The sequence below is a fragment of the Arenibacter algicola genome (assembly GCF_018860365.1).
Lineage (GTDB): Bacteria > Bacteroidota > Bacteroidia > Flavobacteriales > Flavobacteriaceae > Arenibacter > Arenibacter algicola_B.
In genome coordinates this window covers 139,418-154,185 of sequence record NZ_JAHKPO010000024.1, presented here as the reverse complement: position 1 = coordinate 154,185, position 14,768 = coordinate 139,418, and the positions used below count along the sequence as shown (strand labels likewise).

Annotated in this window: 15 protein-coding genes; 8 read left to right on the top strand and 7 right to left on the bottom strand. The window is 41.7% G+C overall.

All coding sequences use genetic code 11. The annotated features are described in order from the left end of the window. The first annotated feature begins 26 nt into the window (after window positions 1-26). From proB to argH, 6 genes are all read left to right on the top strand, one after another. On the top strand, window positions 27-788 hold the full coding sequence (gene proB, locus KO529_RS19230; protein WP_215949485.1) for a glutamate 5-kinase: 762 nt from the start codon (window positions 27-29) through the stop codon (window positions 786-788). A gap of 4 nt (window positions 789-792) precedes the next feature. Further along, complete coding sequence (locus KO529_RS19225) at window positions 793-1,737, top strand: acetylornithine carbamoyltransferase (RefSeq protein WP_215949484.1); 945 nt, start codon at window positions 793-795, stop codon at window positions 1,735-1,737. 438 nt (window positions 1,738-2,175) lie between these two features. Continuing rightward, the gene (locus KO529_RS19220) at window positions 2,176-2,541 is read left to right on the top strand and encodes an endonuclease domain-containing protein (protein ID WP_215949483.1); all 366 of its coding nucleotides are present in this window, start codon (window positions 2,176-2,178) and stop codon (window positions 2,539-2,541) included. A gap of 109 nt (window positions 2,542-2,650) precedes the next feature. Next, window positions 2,651-3,430, top strand: coding sequence for an acetylglutamate kinase (gene argB / locus KO529_RS19215; protein ID WP_215949482.1), 780 nt, complete (start codon window positions 2,651-2,653; stop codon window positions 3,428-3,430). Window positions 3,431-3,432: 2 nt separating this feature from the next. Beyond that, entirely contained in the window at window positions 3,433-4,500 is a 1,068-nt protein-coding gene (locus KO529_RS19210; protein WP_215949481.1) for a M20 family metallo-hydrolase, read from the top strand. A 229-nt stretch (window positions 4,501-4,729) separates the two neighbouring features. Further along, complete coding sequence (gene argH, locus KO529_RS19205; RefSeq protein ID WP_111622362.1) at window positions 4,730-6,010, top strand: argininosuccinate lyase; 1,281 nt, start codon at window positions 4,730-4,732, stop codon at window positions 6,008-6,010. Window positions 6,011-6,808: 798 nt separating this feature from the next. On the opposite strand, the gene KO529_RS19200 is transcribed toward argH, so the two are convergent. Continuing rightward, on the bottom strand, window positions 6,809-7,540 hold the full coding sequence (locus KO529_RS19200; RefSeq protein ID WP_215949480.1) for a DUF6090 family protein: 732 nt from the start codon (window positions 7,538-7,540) through the stop codon (window positions 6,809-6,811). A 162-nt stretch (window positions 7,541-7,702) separates the two neighbouring features. After that, window positions 7,703-8,605 carry a hypothetical protein gene (locus tag KO529_RS19195; protein ID WP_215949479.1) on the bottom strand — a complete coding sequence of 301 codons (903 nt, stop codon included), beginning with the start codon at window positions 8,603-8,605 and terminating at the stop codon, window positions 7,703-7,705. A gap of 499 nt (window positions 8,606-9,104) precedes the next feature. Between KO529_RS19195 and KO529_RS19190 the strand changes: the two genes are divergently transcribed. After that, window positions 9,105-10,091 (top strand): metallophosphoesterase family protein, encoded by a 987-nt coding sequence (locus KO529_RS19190; RefSeq protein WP_215949478.1) that lies wholly within the window; start codon window positions 9,105-9,107, stop codon window positions 10,089-10,091. Between the two features lie 82 nt (window positions 10,092-10,173). Here KO529_RS19190 and KO529_RS19185 read toward each other — a convergent pair whose 3' ends face one another. Both KO529_RS19185 and KO529_RS19180 read right to left on the bottom strand, forming a co-directional pair. Beyond that, window positions 10,174-10,974 (bottom strand): penicillin-binding transpeptidase domain-containing protein, encoded by an 801-nt coding sequence (locus tag KO529_RS19185; RefSeq protein WP_215949477.1) that lies wholly within the window; start codon window positions 10,972-10,974, stop codon window positions 10,174-10,176. A 150-nt stretch (window positions 10,975-11,124) separates the two neighbouring features. Further along, window positions 11,125-11,700 (bottom strand): DJ-1/PfpI family protein, encoded by a 576-nt coding sequence (locus tag KO529_RS19180; RefSeq protein WP_085498746.1) that lies wholly within the window; start codon window positions 11,698-11,700, stop codon window positions 11,125-11,127. A 596-nt stretch (window positions 11,701-12,296) separates the two neighbouring features. On the opposite strand from KO529_RS19180, the gene KO529_RS19175 reads away from it, so the two are divergent. Beyond that, a complete protein-coding gene (locus tag KO529_RS19175; RefSeq protein WP_215949476.1) occupies window positions 12,297-12,575 on the top strand; it encodes a hypothetical protein in 279 nt (92 codons plus the stop codon). A 32-nt stretch (window positions 12,576-12,607) separates the two neighbouring features. On the opposite strand, the gene KO529_RS19170 is transcribed toward KO529_RS19175, so the two are convergent. Genes KO529_RS19170 through KO529_RS19160 form a run of 3 tightly spaced genes read right to left on the bottom strand, consistent with a single transcriptional unit; the run spans window position 12,608 to window position 14,745 of the window. Then, window positions 12,608-13,168, bottom strand: a complete 561-nt coding sequence (locus tag KO529_RS19170; protein WP_215949475.1) for a DinB family protein — start codon at window positions 13,166-13,168, stop codon at window positions 12,608-12,610. A 57-nt stretch (window positions 13,169-13,225) separates the two neighbouring features. Further along, window positions 13,226-13,762, bottom strand: coding sequence for a Crp/Fnr family transcriptional regulator (locus KO529_RS19165; protein WP_215949474.1), 537 nt, complete (start codon window positions 13,760-13,762; stop codon window positions 13,226-13,228). Then, the gene (locus KO529_RS19160) at window positions 13,759-14,745 is read right to left on the bottom strand and encodes an NAD(P)-dependent alcohol dehydrogenase (protein ID WP_215949473.1); all 987 of its coding nucleotides are present in this window, start codon (window positions 14,743-14,745) and stop codon (window positions 13,759-13,761) included. The genes KO529_RS19165 and KO529_RS19160 overlap by 4 nt, the downstream gene beginning before the upstream one ends. Between the last annotated feature and the right edge of the window lie 23 nt (window positions 14,746-14,768).

The window sequence follows — 14,768 nt, the reverse complement described above, 5'->3', positions numbered from 1 at the left end:
CTAACAATAGGTCTAAAAAAAAGAGCATGCAGAAGAAAAGAATATTATTAAAAATAGGATCCAATACCCTTACCAAAGAAACGGACCATATCTCTAGGGGGAAAATCGAGGATATTGGGAGGCAAATCGCAAAACTTAAGGATAGTTACGAATTCATCATTGTAAGTTCCGGGGCCATTGCCGCTGCCAAGCAGTTTGTAAAATTGGAACACAACGGGCAGGAAATTACCGTTAAACAGGCCTTGGCTTCCATAGGTCAGCCCCATTTAATGCGAATTTTTCAAGAGAACTTTAGGGAGTTGGGATTGTTTACTTCCCAATGTCTTTTGTCCTATTCCGATTTTGAAAAAGAGGTTTCCAAGGAAAATATCTGTAATACCATCAACGTACTGGTGGCCAATAATTTTATCCCCATCATCAACGAGAACGATACGGTAGCGACCGATGAGATCAAGTTTGGGGACAACGATAAATTGGCGGCATTAACGGCAGCCTTGATGAAGGTAGATCTATTGATCATTGCTACCAACACCGATGGCATATACACCAAGGAATCGTTTGCCAACAAGGTTCCAGAAACCATTCGTTTGGCAAGCGATCTGGCCGATCTGCAAAATGAGGTCAGTAGTTCCAAATCTTCCCATGGTACCGGAGGCATGGAATCCAAAATCGAGGCAGCCAACATCGCCAGACAGGCCAATATAGAAACCTGGATCGTAAATGGCCTAAAGGACAATTTTATCATCGATGCGATAGAGAACAAAACCGCTTTTACAACCATAAAATAAAGAAATGCAACACTATTTATCCTTAAAAGATATCGATTCCCTACCGCAATGGGTAGAAGAAGCTAGATCATTAAAGGCGAATCCGCTTCAATTTAAAGCCTTGGGAGAGACCAAGACCATATGCTTGTTATTCTTTAACAACAGCCTAAGAACCCGTTTAAGCACACAGAAAGCGGCCATGAACTTGGGGATGGAGGTTATAGTAATGAACTTTGGAAGTGAAGGATGGGCATTGGAATATGGAGACGGCACCATCATGGATCAGGGCACTTCCGAGCACATCAAGGAAGCTGCACAGGTAGTAGCACAATATTGCGATATAGTGGCTATCAGGGCCTTTGCCTCCTTGACCGATAAGGAAAAGGACGAGGCCGAAGTGGTCATGAACGGTTTTAAAAAGTATGCCGGGATACCGGTGGTAAATATGGAAAGTTCCGTAGGCCATCCGTTACAGGCTTTGGCGGATGCCATAACCCTAGCGGAAAACAATACCAAGAAAAGACCAAAAGTAGTCTTGTCATGGGCGCCACACCCAAAGGCATTGCCGCATGCAGTGGCCAATTCCTTTGTGGAAATGATGCATTTGCAGGAGGCCGATTTTGTAATTACCCACCCCAAAGGATACGATCTAAATCCTGAGGTGACCAAGGGTGCCAAAATAGAATACGATCAGGACAAGGCTTTGGAAGATGCCGATTTTGTCTATGTTAAAAACTGGAGCAGCTACCAGGATTATGGCAAGGTGATCAACCAAGATAAAAATTGGACCATGACCAATAAAAAGTTGGGCAATGCCAAGTTTATGCACTGTCTGCCCGTAAGGCGAAATGTAGTGGTAGCCGATGAGGTTTTGGACGGCAATAATTCATTGACCATTCAACAGGCCAACAACAGGACCTATTCCGCACAGATTGTGTTGAAGAAGTTGCTGGAGAGTCTGGGTGCTTAGGCACAGTTGTCAGTGAACAGTATTCAGTTGGCAGTTTACAGTAAACAGTTTGCAGTAGTCAGTATACAGTGGTAGTGAACAGTGAATGATGAAAATAAGGGACTCCTTCCCTTAGCAAGGGAAGGTGGCTTCTCCACAAGCGAAGGCGGAGGGTTTTGAAGGCGCGGATTTTGGAACAAAAGAGAAAGTTTGGGTTTAGACCAAAGGTTAGGGATTTCAAACTCCCCTTTCTCTCCCCGCTAGTGGCGGGGAAATTCATTCCCCTCTTCGTTCCAAGAGGGGAGCTGTTTGATTTGAGTAATAAATATAATTTTGAAATGTTAACACGGCTCCTCCCTTCAGACGAAGGGAGGTGGCTTCGCCACAAGCGAAGACGGAGGGTTTTGAAAGCGCGGATTTTGGAATAAGGACGAAAGTTAGGCGAGCTGTAAAAAAGGAATGACAAAGGATAAGCTACATACAAAAAAAGAACTTGCAGGATTCAGGAGTGAGCTTCGTTCCAAACTGACTCCAGCCGAGGCATTTCTTTGGAAGCAGTTAAGTTCACGTCAACTTATGGGTAGAAGATTTACTAGACAGCATAGTATTTCAAAATACGTGGTGGATTTTTATTGTGCAGCAGAGCGGTTGATAGTGGAGTTGGATGGAGAAATCCACAATCATCCCCAGGCCATGGACTATGATGAAAAAAGAACCGCTTATTTTAATAAAATGGGTTACAAAGTGATACGATTTGAAAACAAAATGGTATTTGATCATTTAGAATCGGTATTAAGTGAAATAAAAGATAATTTTAGAACGTAAATAAGCTTCTCCCATCAGACTTGTGCTGAGCGCAGTTGAGACCTCAATGAAAGCACTGAAACAGCTGGTCAGAAAAAAACAGAGACCCAAGCGGGAAGTAAAAAAAGATATGAAACAAAAACTATCTATAATAAAAATTGGAGGGAACGTAATTGAGAACGAAACCGAACTCAACAAATTCCTGGATTCCTTTGCTGCTATGGAAGGCCCTAAGATTTTGGTGCATGGCGGGGGAAAACTAGCCACCCAAATCGCGGAAAAATTAGGAATAGAATCCAAATTGGTAGGAGGGAGACGTATTACCGATGAAGAGGGACTAAAAGTAATCACCATGGTCTACGGCGGATTGGCCAATAAGAATATTGTGGCACAACTACAGGCCAGGGATACCAACGCCATAGGCCTTAGCGGGGCCGATGGCAATACCATCCGCGCCGTAAAAAGACCGGTCCGTGAAATAGACTACGGATTTGCGGGAGATGTGGAGGAAGTAAATGCAGCGGCTATTGACAAATTGTTGCAGGCCGACTTTGTTCCAGTGTTTTGCGCCATTACCCATAACAAGGAAGGGCAATTGCTGAACACCAATGCCGATACCATTGCTTCGGAAGTGGCCATTGGGATGAGCGGGAACTATGACACCACGCTCTACTATTGCTTTGAGAAGAAAGGGGTGTTGATGGATATTTCGGACGAAACCTCTGTGGTAAAACACCTGGAGCCTAAGAATTACCAAGAATTATTGGAAAAGAAGATTATAGCGGATGGCATGCTGCCAAAATTGGAAAATTGCTTTCATGCACTTCATAAAAATGTGGGCAAGGTCTGTATTGGGGATTTGGATATGTTAAACCCTAATGCTACCTTATTTACCACTATTACCTTATAAACATGGATCAACAAAAACTTACGGAAAAGGCTATTGAGCTGTTACAGGAATTGATTTCAATTCAGTCGTTTTCCTCCGAAGAAGATAAGACGGCAGATGCCATTGAGGCATGGTTTACACACTTCGACATCCCTTTTAAAAGGGAGAAGAACAATGTATATGCCTTTAACAAATACTATGATGAGAGCAAGCCTTTGCTGCTGCTCAACTCCCATCACGATACGGTAAAACCCAATTCGGCCTATACCAAAGATCCCTTTCATCCACATATTGAGGACGGAAAATTATTTGGACTGGGCAGTAATGATGCCGGGGGGTGCCTGGTATCCCTTATCGCTACCTTTACCCATTTTTACGCTCAGGAAAACCTAAGCCATAATATAGTGCTCGTGGCCTCAGCGGAAGAGGAAAGTTCTGGCCCCAACGGACTTAACAGTATGTTGCTTATCCTGCCAAAGATAGATGTGGCTATAGTAGGGGAACCTACCTTGATGAATTTGGCCATTGCAGAAAAAGGTTTGGTGGTTTTTGAAGGCAAGGTAAGTGGTACACCATCCCATGCCGCCCACCCCAACGATAATAATGCTATTTACAATACCATAGAGGTACTGCAGTGGTTCAAGGACTATAAGTTTCCCAAGGTATCGGAAGTGCTGGGGGAGGTAAAGCTTACGGTAACCCAGATAAGTGCCGGTAACCAGCACAATGTTGTGCCTGGCCATGTAGATTTGGTGATAGATGTACGGGTAAACGACTGTTACTCCAACAAGGAAATAGCGGACATACTTACTGCCGAAGCCCCTTGTGAGGTAAAGCCCCGTTCGTTGCGCTTAAACTCTTCTTCCATCAATAAGGACCATCCTTTGGTAAAGTCGGGCTTGGCCTTGGGCAGAAGCAGCTATGGTTCGCCTACCCTTTCGGATCAGGCGGCCTTATATTGTCAGTCCTTAAAATTGGGACCTGGCGATAGCACCCGTAGTCACTCTGCGGACGAATTTATTTATGTAGCGGAAATAGAAGAAGGAATAGATTTGTATATTAAGATCTTGCAAGGATTCTTGAAACAATAAACAGTGATCAATTAACAATGTTGATTTGTTCATTGTAATTGACCTATAAAAAATTGGATCTTAAACTAGAATAGTAAATATTAAATTAACCTGTTAACAAAGGGCATTGTTAATTGCTAATTGTTAATTGAAAAATAGATGAAATGAGCCAACATAGATCTATTTAATTAGGAGGTAAGATTGATGGCGAATTACATTTGACCTATAAAAAAACTATAAAAAATATCAAATGAAACTTTGGGACAAAGGATTTAGCACCGACAAAAAAATAGACCATTTCACGGTGGGCAATGATAGGGAACTGGATTTGCTTTTGGCAAAATACGACGTAATCGCCTCCAAGGCACATGCAAAAATGCTGGGTAAAATTGGTCTGTTGACCCTTAAGGAAACCGATTCCCTGGTACATGAGTTGGACAATATAGCCAAGACCATAGAGAACGGTACCTTTACCATAGAGGACAGTTTTGAGGATATGCATTCCAAAATTGAATTTCTGCTCACCCTAAGGTTGGGAGATGCCGGTAAAAAGATTCACACCGCCCGTTCCAGGAACGATCAGGTTTTGGTGGCCATGCATTTGTACCTAAAGAATGAGTTAACGGAAATAAAGGACCAGACCAAGGATTTGTTCCACTTACTTTTAAATTTGGCGGACAAGCACAAGAAAGTGATGTTGCCTGGCTATACCCATTTACAGGTGGCTATGCCCTCTTCCTTTGGACTTTGGTTCTCCGCCTATGCCGAGAGTTTGGTAGACGATCTTTACTTTGTGGATGCCGCCTTTAAGGTAGCCGACCAAAATCCCTTGGGTAGTGCTGCAGGTTATGGAAGTTCCTTCCCTATAGACCGTAGTTTTACCACGGAGGAAATGGGCTTTGAAACTATGAAATACAATGTAGTGGCCGCACAAATGGGTCGTGGCAAGGTAGAAAAGGCAGCCGCCTTTGGCATGAGCAGCATTGCCGCCACCCTGTCCAAAATGGCGATGGACATCTGTCTGTATATGAGCCAGAATTTTAATTTTGTCTCCTTCCCGGATGAGCTTACTACAGGTTCCAGTATTATGCCCCATAAGAAGAACCCGGATGTGTTTGAATTGGTGCGCGGTAAGTGTAACCGACTCCAGACCGTGCCCAACCAATTGATCTTGATCACCAACAACCTGCCCAGTGGTTATCACAGGGACCTGCAATTGGTAAAAGAGGTGATTGTACCTGCCATCCAGGACCTAAAGGCCTGTTTGGAGATTATGACCTTTAGTTTAAAGGAAATACGGGTAAATGAAAATATCCTGGACGATCCCAAATACGATTATCTGTTTAGTGTGGATACCTTGAACGAACTGGTATTGAGCGGCACACCTTTCCGTGATGCCTATAAGAAAATGGGCAAGGAAATCAACGAGGGCACCTTTACCCCCAAAAGGGACATAAGGCACACCCATGAAGGCAGTTTTGGTAATCTTTGCTTGGCAGAGATCAGAAAGAAAATGGACAAGATTTCTTAAATAGTAAACGGTGGTCAGTGAGCAGTAAACAGTAAAAAGCTTACAATGTTAAAAATAAGAGGCTCCTTCCCTTGGTTAAGCCTGTCCCGCGTTTTCCGCGGGAGGACAAGGTGGATTCTCCGACCAAAGGAGGAGAAGACGGAAGGGATTGAAACCTAAGCCATGGTATTTTGTACACCATGTTACTTGGGCACGAGCGTGACGCTCGCGCCAGCGGGGGGGGGGGGTAAAGTTTTTATTGTGATTATTTCACTCAAAACCAATCCGTCATTGCGAGGAGCTATGGCGACGAAGCAATCTCTTCAAACAATTGACAGATTGCCGCGCTGCGCCTGCCTAGGCGGCAGACTGGCTCGCAATGACGAATTGTTGTCAGGTCGAGAGGAGTCGAGACTTTGCACAGCGGGGTTGACCTCCCCTCCCCCCAACCCCCTCCCAAGGAGGGGGAGCAATTGGAAATCGATGTTCTTCCCATTTTAGAAATGTCAATACTCTTTTAAAAAGTTTTCAGATAGCTTTCACTTAGAAGTGCTAACATATCGGATAGTTTTGTTGAGAATCAAGTCCCCCCTCCTTGGGAGGGGGCTAGGGGGAGGACACCATGGCAGGATGATCATTGCTTAAGACGGAAACCAAGAGCTCCTCCCTTCAGACCTGTGCTGAGCGAAGTCGAAGTGCGAAGGGAGGTGGCTTCGACGTAGGAGAAGACGGAGGGTTCTGATTGCTCAAGCCTAGGGGCTTTGCGCAGTAAAAGGTATAGGCGCGAGCGTGATGCTCGCGCCAGCGGGGCTTATTATGCTATTCTAGTTGATTAATTTCTGTATTTACTCTCTTATTTAAAACTATGGCTCTTTTTAAAGTGGCTGAAAAATAACGATTATAAATATATTTGAACAAAGAGGAATTCTTTGAAACTATTTCCCTAAAATGAGTGTCTTCAATTAGTAATTCATAATTCTTTGGAACAGTTTTAGAATTTTTAGTCAGAAATTTTGAGAATTCCTCTTTGTATACATAAATATTAATAAAGTCTAATATTTCTCTCTCCCAAGTTTTCATTAATTCATAATCATTATCATATAGATACGTTATTTCAGTTCTTAAAATTTCATTGGAGATAGTTTCAAGTCCTCGCGATTTAAGCATTTCAAAACCGCTTGTATTTTGCCAAAAATGTGGGAATAAAGAAAAACTTTGAAGATGGAGTTCTAAAGTATCATCATACGGTCTTTTATTGTCTAAATAATCCAATATTATTTTCATATGATTTATAGATTTGGCAAGAAGTCTGTCATTTTCCTGTAGGTCTAGTACATCTAATTCGAGGTTTTTATGTATTTCTTTAAGAATATAGAGTTCAATTTTTCTTGCTTTTTTCGCTTCATTCCAATTGTTTATTTGCAGAGCAATTAGAATACCTATAACTAAGAGAAATATTTCTCCAACCGCATATAACATGTATTTTTTCAGGCTACCTTCATACAACAGTTTTTGCCTTATTCTCCGAAGTAATATTAACATGGTTTTCATATTTTATTTTGCTTCAATGACCAGGAACGTCAAGCCAAAATGAGTATGGCCGCAATTGCTCAACTTGATTAATTATGATGTTTGTAGAGACCTTTCAAAGTCCTCAACTTGCATATTCAATTTAGCATTTGTTAGCGACTTTTTACTATTGCCCAGAATTTATCAATGACCATAATTAAAAGCTGTAATACCTTCCATTTTCATTGGAAATCCTTCAACTCCTGGCCAGTTTTCCCAATATGTAATATGTGCTTTTGTCGAACCATCGAGGGAAAATTCAAATCTCACACTGTTCATTTTATTGCCACCTACAAAGGTGTTGTTTCCCTGATATACAAAACCCTCAAGGATTTGACCATTTAATTTGGCAAACAACAAGTCATCCTCTCGATAATATTCAACCAAGCCTTGTTCTACTTGGTATAATCCAGTAATCTTTTGATATCCCGCATCATCAAGTGAATAGCTTTGTCCGAGTACAATATTGAATTCTACCTGAGTTTCACCTGTTGAAGTTTGTTGTAATTCTAATATCCTGTTCTGAGATTCGCTAGAATTTGCGGAGGGATCAGAGGATATATAGGGGTCATTTTTGAAATATACCTGAGTAATTAAATCTTGTCGATCAGGACTGGAAATTCGTAGGTGTATATGAGCAGGTCTCCAGCCCACTACTTCATCCTGGTACGGAATGGGGATTATAGTTCGAAAATTATACTGCCCATTCTCATTTGTTTTTTGTGAACCTCTTAAAATGTATTCGTTTGAAATGTTATCATATTTTTCATTTTCATCGCATTGCCATGATTCGATTAAAACATTAGGTAACACAGTGACACCATCCTCATCGTAAATTGTTCCTGAAAGCTCCATAATTGGCATATTGCTATCGGGCGGAATAAGGTTGGTTCTTAGCGGAGATCCGGGACGATAAAATGGACCAAGAATGTCACTGGTGGTAGGAGTATCACCCACGAATTCTTTCCCATTCCAGCTAACGCTTCCAAAGGCCGACATACTCATTGCCACTAAACCAGACTGCACTATGAATTGTCTTCTTTTCATATATTTTGGTTTTTGGGTAGCTTAAGTTAGCGAAACATTTCTTTAGATGAAATTCATCAAGCTATGAATTGTCACTAACATAAGAATATAGTAACAAGTACCTGTATTTCCATTTTAGATAATCTGTTTTTTTAATACATTTATGTATACAATTTATCCTATTATTTTCGTGGAGGTATAGCTGGGGGAGTACTACAACCAAAAGTTGGCTACTAACTTTCTAAGGTAGTGAATATATGGTTTCGGATTGGAGTAATCGATAAAGTTCAAAATTCTTCGATGAACGACCTTTTTCAGTAAACAGTTTACAGTAGTCAGTTTTCAGTAAATGGGAATCAGCGACGTTGGCTTACAATGAAAAGTGGACATAGCAGCTACTTCAATATGAGCCCAATTTCAGGGACTCCCAATAATAACAAAAATATAATCATGATTTTGTGCCAAAGGGAATAACTTGCTTATTATTGTAAACTGTTAACCATAATGACCGCCAGTACCCATGAGAACTAGAGTTGCTTTTTTGTTTTATATTATTTTGACCATCACAGTGCAATCCCAAGACATATCCAAATTACACTTTAATAAGAACAATGAATTTAAGGTGGTACAGTTTACGGATACCCATATTAATGTGGAGAGCGATAAAAACGTGGATGCGTTTACTACCATAAAAAAGATTATGGCATTAGAAAAACCGGATCTGGTGGTCCTAACAGGGGATGTTGCCACCGATGGCAATCCGGAAAAAACATATAAGGAGTTTGAAGCTATTTTTACGGAAGCCAAGATGCCCTGGATAGTCACCCTTGGAAATCATGATTCCCAGGCCGATCTTTCCAGAAAAGAAGTGGCCGACTTCCTTCAGAATTTAAATTACTGCCTAAACAATGACCAGGGGGATACCTATGGTAACTCCAATTTTGTATATCCTGTCCGCAGTACCGACAATAAAAACAAGGCCCTTATTTACATCATGGATTCCAATGCCTATAGCACCCTAAAACCCGAGGTGGACGGTTGGGGCTGGTTTGATAATAGCCAAGTAAGCTGGTACAAGGAAAAAAGTAAGGAATACACCCAGTTAAACAACAACCAGCCGCTACCGGCCATTGCTTTTTTCCATATTCCGTTGCCTGAATATTACCAGGCGTGGAAGAACAAAAAAGTAAAGGCCATAGGAAAACGAAAAGAGCAGGAATGTGGCCCGGAAATTAATACAGGCATGTTTGCCGCCATGTTGGAAGCCAAGGATGTGATGGGCACCTTTGTGGGCCACGATCACAATAACGATTATATAGGGGTGCACTATAATATGGCCTTGGCCTATGGCAGGGTTACCAAAACCAAAACTTACAACAAAGCTCCTGTAGAAGGGGCAAGAATAATTGTTTTAAAAGAGGGGAAACGTAGTTTTGATACCTGGATACGGGAGGTAAACGGAAAAAAAGTCTACCCCTGTACCTGGCCGGATTCTTTTGTGGAATAGATGGGTGGAACTCTCCCCAGCCCTCCCGCAATGGCATTAAAATGATAGGTTAAGCGTCCCGATAGTTATCCGGAGAGATTTATTATAACATATTCAATTGCCGAAGGATGTTCTTGGTGATTTCTTTTCTACACGCGCCAAAATCGGGATTTTTTTCGGCCCTATTTTTGATCAATCTGGTAGCAAAAAAATAGACATTATCACTTCGTTCCAAATAACCTACCCACCAACCGGTATCTTTACCGCCGTCCCTGGTCCAACCAGTCTTGGCTCTAATTGTATAATCTGCCGTCTGTTCCTGGACCATCATTTCTTTTAAGATTTGAAAGGAAGTCTTTTTAAAGGGTAGCGTTTCTTCATATACCCCTATTAAAATGGCTACTTGATTGGCAGGGGAAATGGCCAAATTTCCAAAATTCCAGAAATCGTCATCGTTTATGGACAGGTCGGTGTTGCCATAATTGGAGCCCTCCAAATATTGCTTGTATTTTTCTTTTTCAATTTTTTTTGCCAACTCAACATATACCCAACCTGCCGAGGTTTTAAAAGCCTCTTTCATGGACATATCGTGATAAATATCGGGGCGATAACCGTATTTAATTGTATCCGTGGCCCCCGGCCAATTAATTATTTCATTTTCAGTTTTAACCACCCCCGTCTCTAGGGCGATTAAAGTGTTGATGATTTTAAAGGTGGAAGCGGGCAAAGTGCCTTTTTGGCTATCCTCAATATCACTTGAAATCCATTTCTTGGCCTGGTAATCATAAATTGTTGTACTTCCTTTTATATTGCAGTCGCAAAAAGGTTTGGATAGGTCCTCTTGGCCGAACAAGTAGAAAAAACTGCAATTTAAAACAGCGGCCGCAAGCATTATTTTCTTCATTGTTTCCTTATAAATAAATGTGTTGAAAGGGATGTTGTACACTCATTTTCTTAAATCCGCAAGGCCCACTTATTTAAGTGGGCCTATTGGATATTCAGCGTATGACAGGTCCTAAATCCTTTGGACCTAGGTTGCTATTTTTTATATTCTTTACAATTGGATCTTAGCGCCCATTACTTTTAAAAATTCCCTTATAAAACTAGGATGCGCCGGCCAGGCTGGGGAGGTAACCAAGTTGCCATCTACAAAGGCCCCATCTACGGGAATGGATTGAAATTCCCCACCCGCCAAGGTTACTTCCGGCCCCACAGCTGGATAGGCAGTGAGTTTTCTTCCTTTAACAACACCTGCAGCGGTTAAAATTTGAATGCCATGACAGATGGCGGCAACAGGTTTGTTGGTGGTGAAAAAGTGTTGTACTATTTCGAGCACTTTTTTGTTCAATCGTAAATATTCGGGAGCCCTTCCTCCGGCAATCACCAAACCATTATAGTCGGATACATTTACATCTGCAAAGCTATAGTTCAAGGCAAAATTATGACCTGGCTTTTCCGTGTAGGTCTGGTCGCCTTCAAAATCGTGTATGGCCGTTTTTACTATGTCCCCCTTTTTTTTGTCCGGGCAAACCGTATGTACGGTGTATCCTACCATTTCCAGCATTTGAAATGGGACCATGGTTTCATAATCTTCAGTGAAATCTCCAGTTAAAAACAATACTTTTTTCATTGTTATTATTTAGGGTTAAAAAATTATTTACTCAGTATTATTGGTATTTAAGATCCTAAGGAGAAAAGCTAATCACCTTGTTCTTAAATTATACCCTTCAAGTTAGTAAATATTTGGTTTGCATTAGGCCCAGTTATTTTTGCCAAGAGTTAGGGTAGGGGTGTAATACGTTGTTTTTGAGTCGATTAAAACTTCGGGGCTTTTTAAAAATTAACCTTCTTTTAATACACTTTTGTTGTTTTGTTGGCATTACAGGGTCTTTGTGTTCAAGGTTCAAGGTTCAAGGTTCATGGTGATGACAATACAACAGCTTCTTCCCTTGGATTTGAGTTGGACGGACCTCCCCCCAGCCCCCTCCCAAGGAGGGGGAGTTACTGGAAATCGACGTTCCTCACATTATAATTATGTTATTACACTTGTAAAAGACCTCCTTATTACCTTCTTCATTAAATGAGAACGTATTGGATAATTTTGTCGATAATCAAGTTCCCCCTACTTGGGAGGGGGTTAGGGGGAGGACATTAAGGCAGGATAATCATCAACATTGACGAAGCAAGCTCTTTCCTCTAAAAACAGATTGCCGCACTTTGTTCGCAATGACGAAAACAGGAAACGAAAGGGATTGGAACGAAAAGCTAGTTTTTTTACGCGAAAGGGTTTATGAAGTGCCAAGTCAGGAGACTTTGCACTGCATGGATCAAATTCCCCCTACTTGGGAGGGGGCTAGGGGGAGGACATTAAGGCAGGATAATCAACCTCACCAAAAGCAATCTCGTCAGTCAAAAACTGATTGTCTCACTATGCCTGTCTACCGGCTAGGTATTCTCGCCATGACCTTAAAAGATCAGGTAGAGCATCCCGATAGTCATGGTTAGAGTCCATAAGGTGAAACCTACATACTTTCTTGCTAAACCGCTGACAGCCTACCAGCCTCTTTTAACACCCTTTCCGCTTGGGCCATGTGACGTTGATTGTGGTAAATGACCACCCTAAAGGTATCTCCCAATCTAAGCTTGATCCATTTTGAAATGGAAATTCCCGTCTTGGTCTTGGTGAGGTCTACCTCTTTGGATTTGTTCAATAGGTTGATCAAGGCCTGTTGTTGGGAAATAAATTTGGTGAGTACCTCCTTATCCAGGGTACTGCCTATCGGATCCATGGACTTAAATGTTTTCATCTTGTTCAGCTTTTTCTGGGGAAGCATGGTTTTGGCAAAATAGTTGCCCAGCCATCCGCTTTTGAAATTTTCGGCAGGCCTCTGTTGGGAAGATGCCATCCGCTTTTCAATTTCAGGAATATAAAAATCCCCATACCGGTTTAAATGTTCCAGGCATTCCAAAATACTCCAGCTATCAGGGGAGGATTTCCAATTCAAGGTTTCCGATGGCAAGGTTTTTAAGCCTTCGGCCTTGTTTTTGTTTTCCTGGGTACGCTCCAATAAATCCTGTAATAAATCCTTAGAAAGCATGTCTTTATTTTTTACGGCAAAAATTGGCATTTTAAAGCTTTAAAACATTGATCGAAATCAAGATTTTTTAATCCTGGAAAGCGTTTCAGGGGTCATTCGTAAATAAGAGGCTATGTATTTATTGGGTATTTCCTGAAAGAGTTGAGGGCTGCGCTTTAGGACCCTCTTATACCTTTCCAAGGGAGATACGGTCAAAATATCCCGCTCCCTTTCCATCTGTTGTAATACCAATTGCTCCAACATTAGTTGCCAGGTGGTACTATTTTCTGGGGAGGATTGCATAAAATCCATAAAAGTGGCCTTGTCAATAACTTTAACGGTGGTTTTTTTTAGTGCCTGTATATAGAGATCGGAAGGTTTTTCATCCAAAAAAGAATCCAGGGCAGTAATAAAATTATGGGTATAGCCGAACCTAATGGTGTGTTCCTCATTTTCCTCTACCACAAAAATTCTTAAACTCCCTTCTGCCACCCAATAGAGGTTGGTATCCATACTTCCCTGTACCTTTAAATATTGGTTCCTTTCCAGTTGCAGTGCAGTGATCCATAAACCTTCCCGGTCTATTTGCTCTTTTAAGTGGGCAATAGGATTCATTTCTTATGTGATAAGGCTTTGATACCAATAACAATTTTCCCCTTATGTTTACCCTCTCCAAAATACTGGATCAAGCGCCCCGCATCCTCCAGGGGATATGGGCCGTCTATCTGGCATTTAATTTTCTGCTGGGCAATCAGGTCGCAGATATACTCCAACCCAATATTTGATTTTAAGGCGAGTATCTTTAACCTTTTGGAGCTGAACAGGGGTACAAGTTTACCCCACAGCAATAATCCAATTAGATTAAAAGGCTTGCCACCTATACTAACATATCGCCCAGTGGGGTTTAAGGCTTTTAGGTAGCTAAGGGAAGCTTTATTGGACCTACAATCCAGGATGAGGTGGTACCGTTCCCCGGCCTTGGTGAAATTCACTTTTCTATAGTCCAATACATGGTCAAAACCAAGCGACGTCATCATAGCCAATTTTTCTTGTGAATCCACTCCTGTAACCTCACAATTATACAGTTTGGCTATTTGCAGGCCAATGGTTCCTACGCCACCGCCTCCACCGTTTATGAGTATTTTTTGTCCCTCTTTTATTTCACCTATGTCCCGCAAAGCCTGTAATGACAGACAGGAGGCATGCGGAATGGCAGCCGCTTCCTCAAAACTTAGGGTTTGGGGTTTTTGGATAACCGCATTTTCGTTAATACTGATATATTCCGCAAAGGTGCCAAAACCAAAATCCGCGGTGTCGCCCATAACCGCATCCCCAATCTTGAATTTCGTAGCCTTCGCCCCCAAAGCCGCGACGGTGCCCGATAATTCCATGCCCAAGCCATGTTTTGGTTTAAATAGCCCGAAAAATATTCGGTATAAATAGGGCTTGCCCCTAACTAGACTCCAGTCGTAGTCGTTTACGGTAGTGGCATGGATCTTTATTAAAACCTCATTGTCTTTAGGTGAGGGTATGGCGACTTCGGTTATCCTAACCACCTTTTCGGGAGGACCATAGGATTCACATTTAATAGCTTTCATGTGGTTCTATTGAAGTCCTAATT

Excerpts from the sequence above, each read along its gene's own strand:
- proB (WP_215949485.1), top strand. The coding sequence starts at position 27 with ATGCAGAAGAAAAGAATATTATTAAAAATAGGATCCAATACCCTTACC.
- KO529_RS19225 (WP_215949484.1), top strand. The coding sequence starts at position 793 with ATGCAACACTATTTATCCTTAAAAGATATCGATTCCCTACCGCAATGG.
- KO529_RS19220 (WP_215949483.1), top strand. The coding sequence starts at position 2,176 with ATGACAAAGGATAAGCTACATACAAAAAAAGAACTTGCAGGATTCAGG.
- argB (WP_215949482.1), top strand. The coding sequence starts at position 2,651 with ATGAAACAAAAACTATCTATAATAAAAATTGGAGGGAACGTAATTGAG.
- KO529_RS19210 (WP_215949481.1), top strand. The coding sequence starts at position 3,433 with ATGGATCAACAAAAACTTACGGAAAAGGCTATTGAGCTGTTACAGGAA.
- argH (WP_111622362.1), top strand. The coding sequence starts at position 4,730 with ATGAAACTTTGGGACAAAGGATTTAGCACCGACAAAAAAATAGACCAT.
- KO529_RS19200 (WP_215949480.1), bottom strand. The coding sequence starts at position 7,540 with ATGAAAACCATGTTAATATTACTTCGGAGAATAAGGCAAAAACTGTTG.
- KO529_RS19195 (WP_215949479.1), bottom strand. The coding sequence starts at position 8,605 with ATGAAAAGAAGACAATTCATAGTGCAGTCTGGTTTAGTGGCAATGAGT.
- KO529_RS19190 (WP_215949478.1), top strand. The coding sequence starts at position 9,105 with ATGAGAACTAGAGTTGCTTTTTTGTTTTATATTATTTTGACCATCACA.
- KO529_RS19185 (WP_215949477.1), bottom strand. The coding sequence starts at position 10,974 with ATGAAGAAAATAATGCTTGCGGCCGCTGTTTTAAATTGCAGTTTTTTC.
- KO529_RS19180 (WP_085498746.1), bottom strand. The coding sequence starts at position 11,700 with ATGAAAAAAGTATTGTTTTTAACTGGAGATTTCACTGAAGATTATGAA.
- KO529_RS19175 (WP_215949476.1), top strand. The coding sequence starts at position 12,297 with ATGACGAAAACAGGAAACGAAAGGGATTGGAACGAAAAGCTAGTTTTT.
- KO529_RS19170 (WP_215949475.1), bottom strand. The coding sequence starts at position 13,168 with ATGCTTTCTAAGGATTTATTACAGGATTTATTGGAGCGTACCCAGGAA.
- KO529_RS19165 (WP_215949474.1), bottom strand. The coding sequence starts at position 13,762 with ATGAATCCTATTGCCCACTTAAAAGAGCAAATAGACCGGGAAGGTTTA.
- KO529_RS19160 (WP_215949473.1), bottom strand. The coding sequence starts at position 14,745 with ATGAAAGCTATTAAATGTGAATCCTATGGTCCTCCCGAAAAGGTGGTT.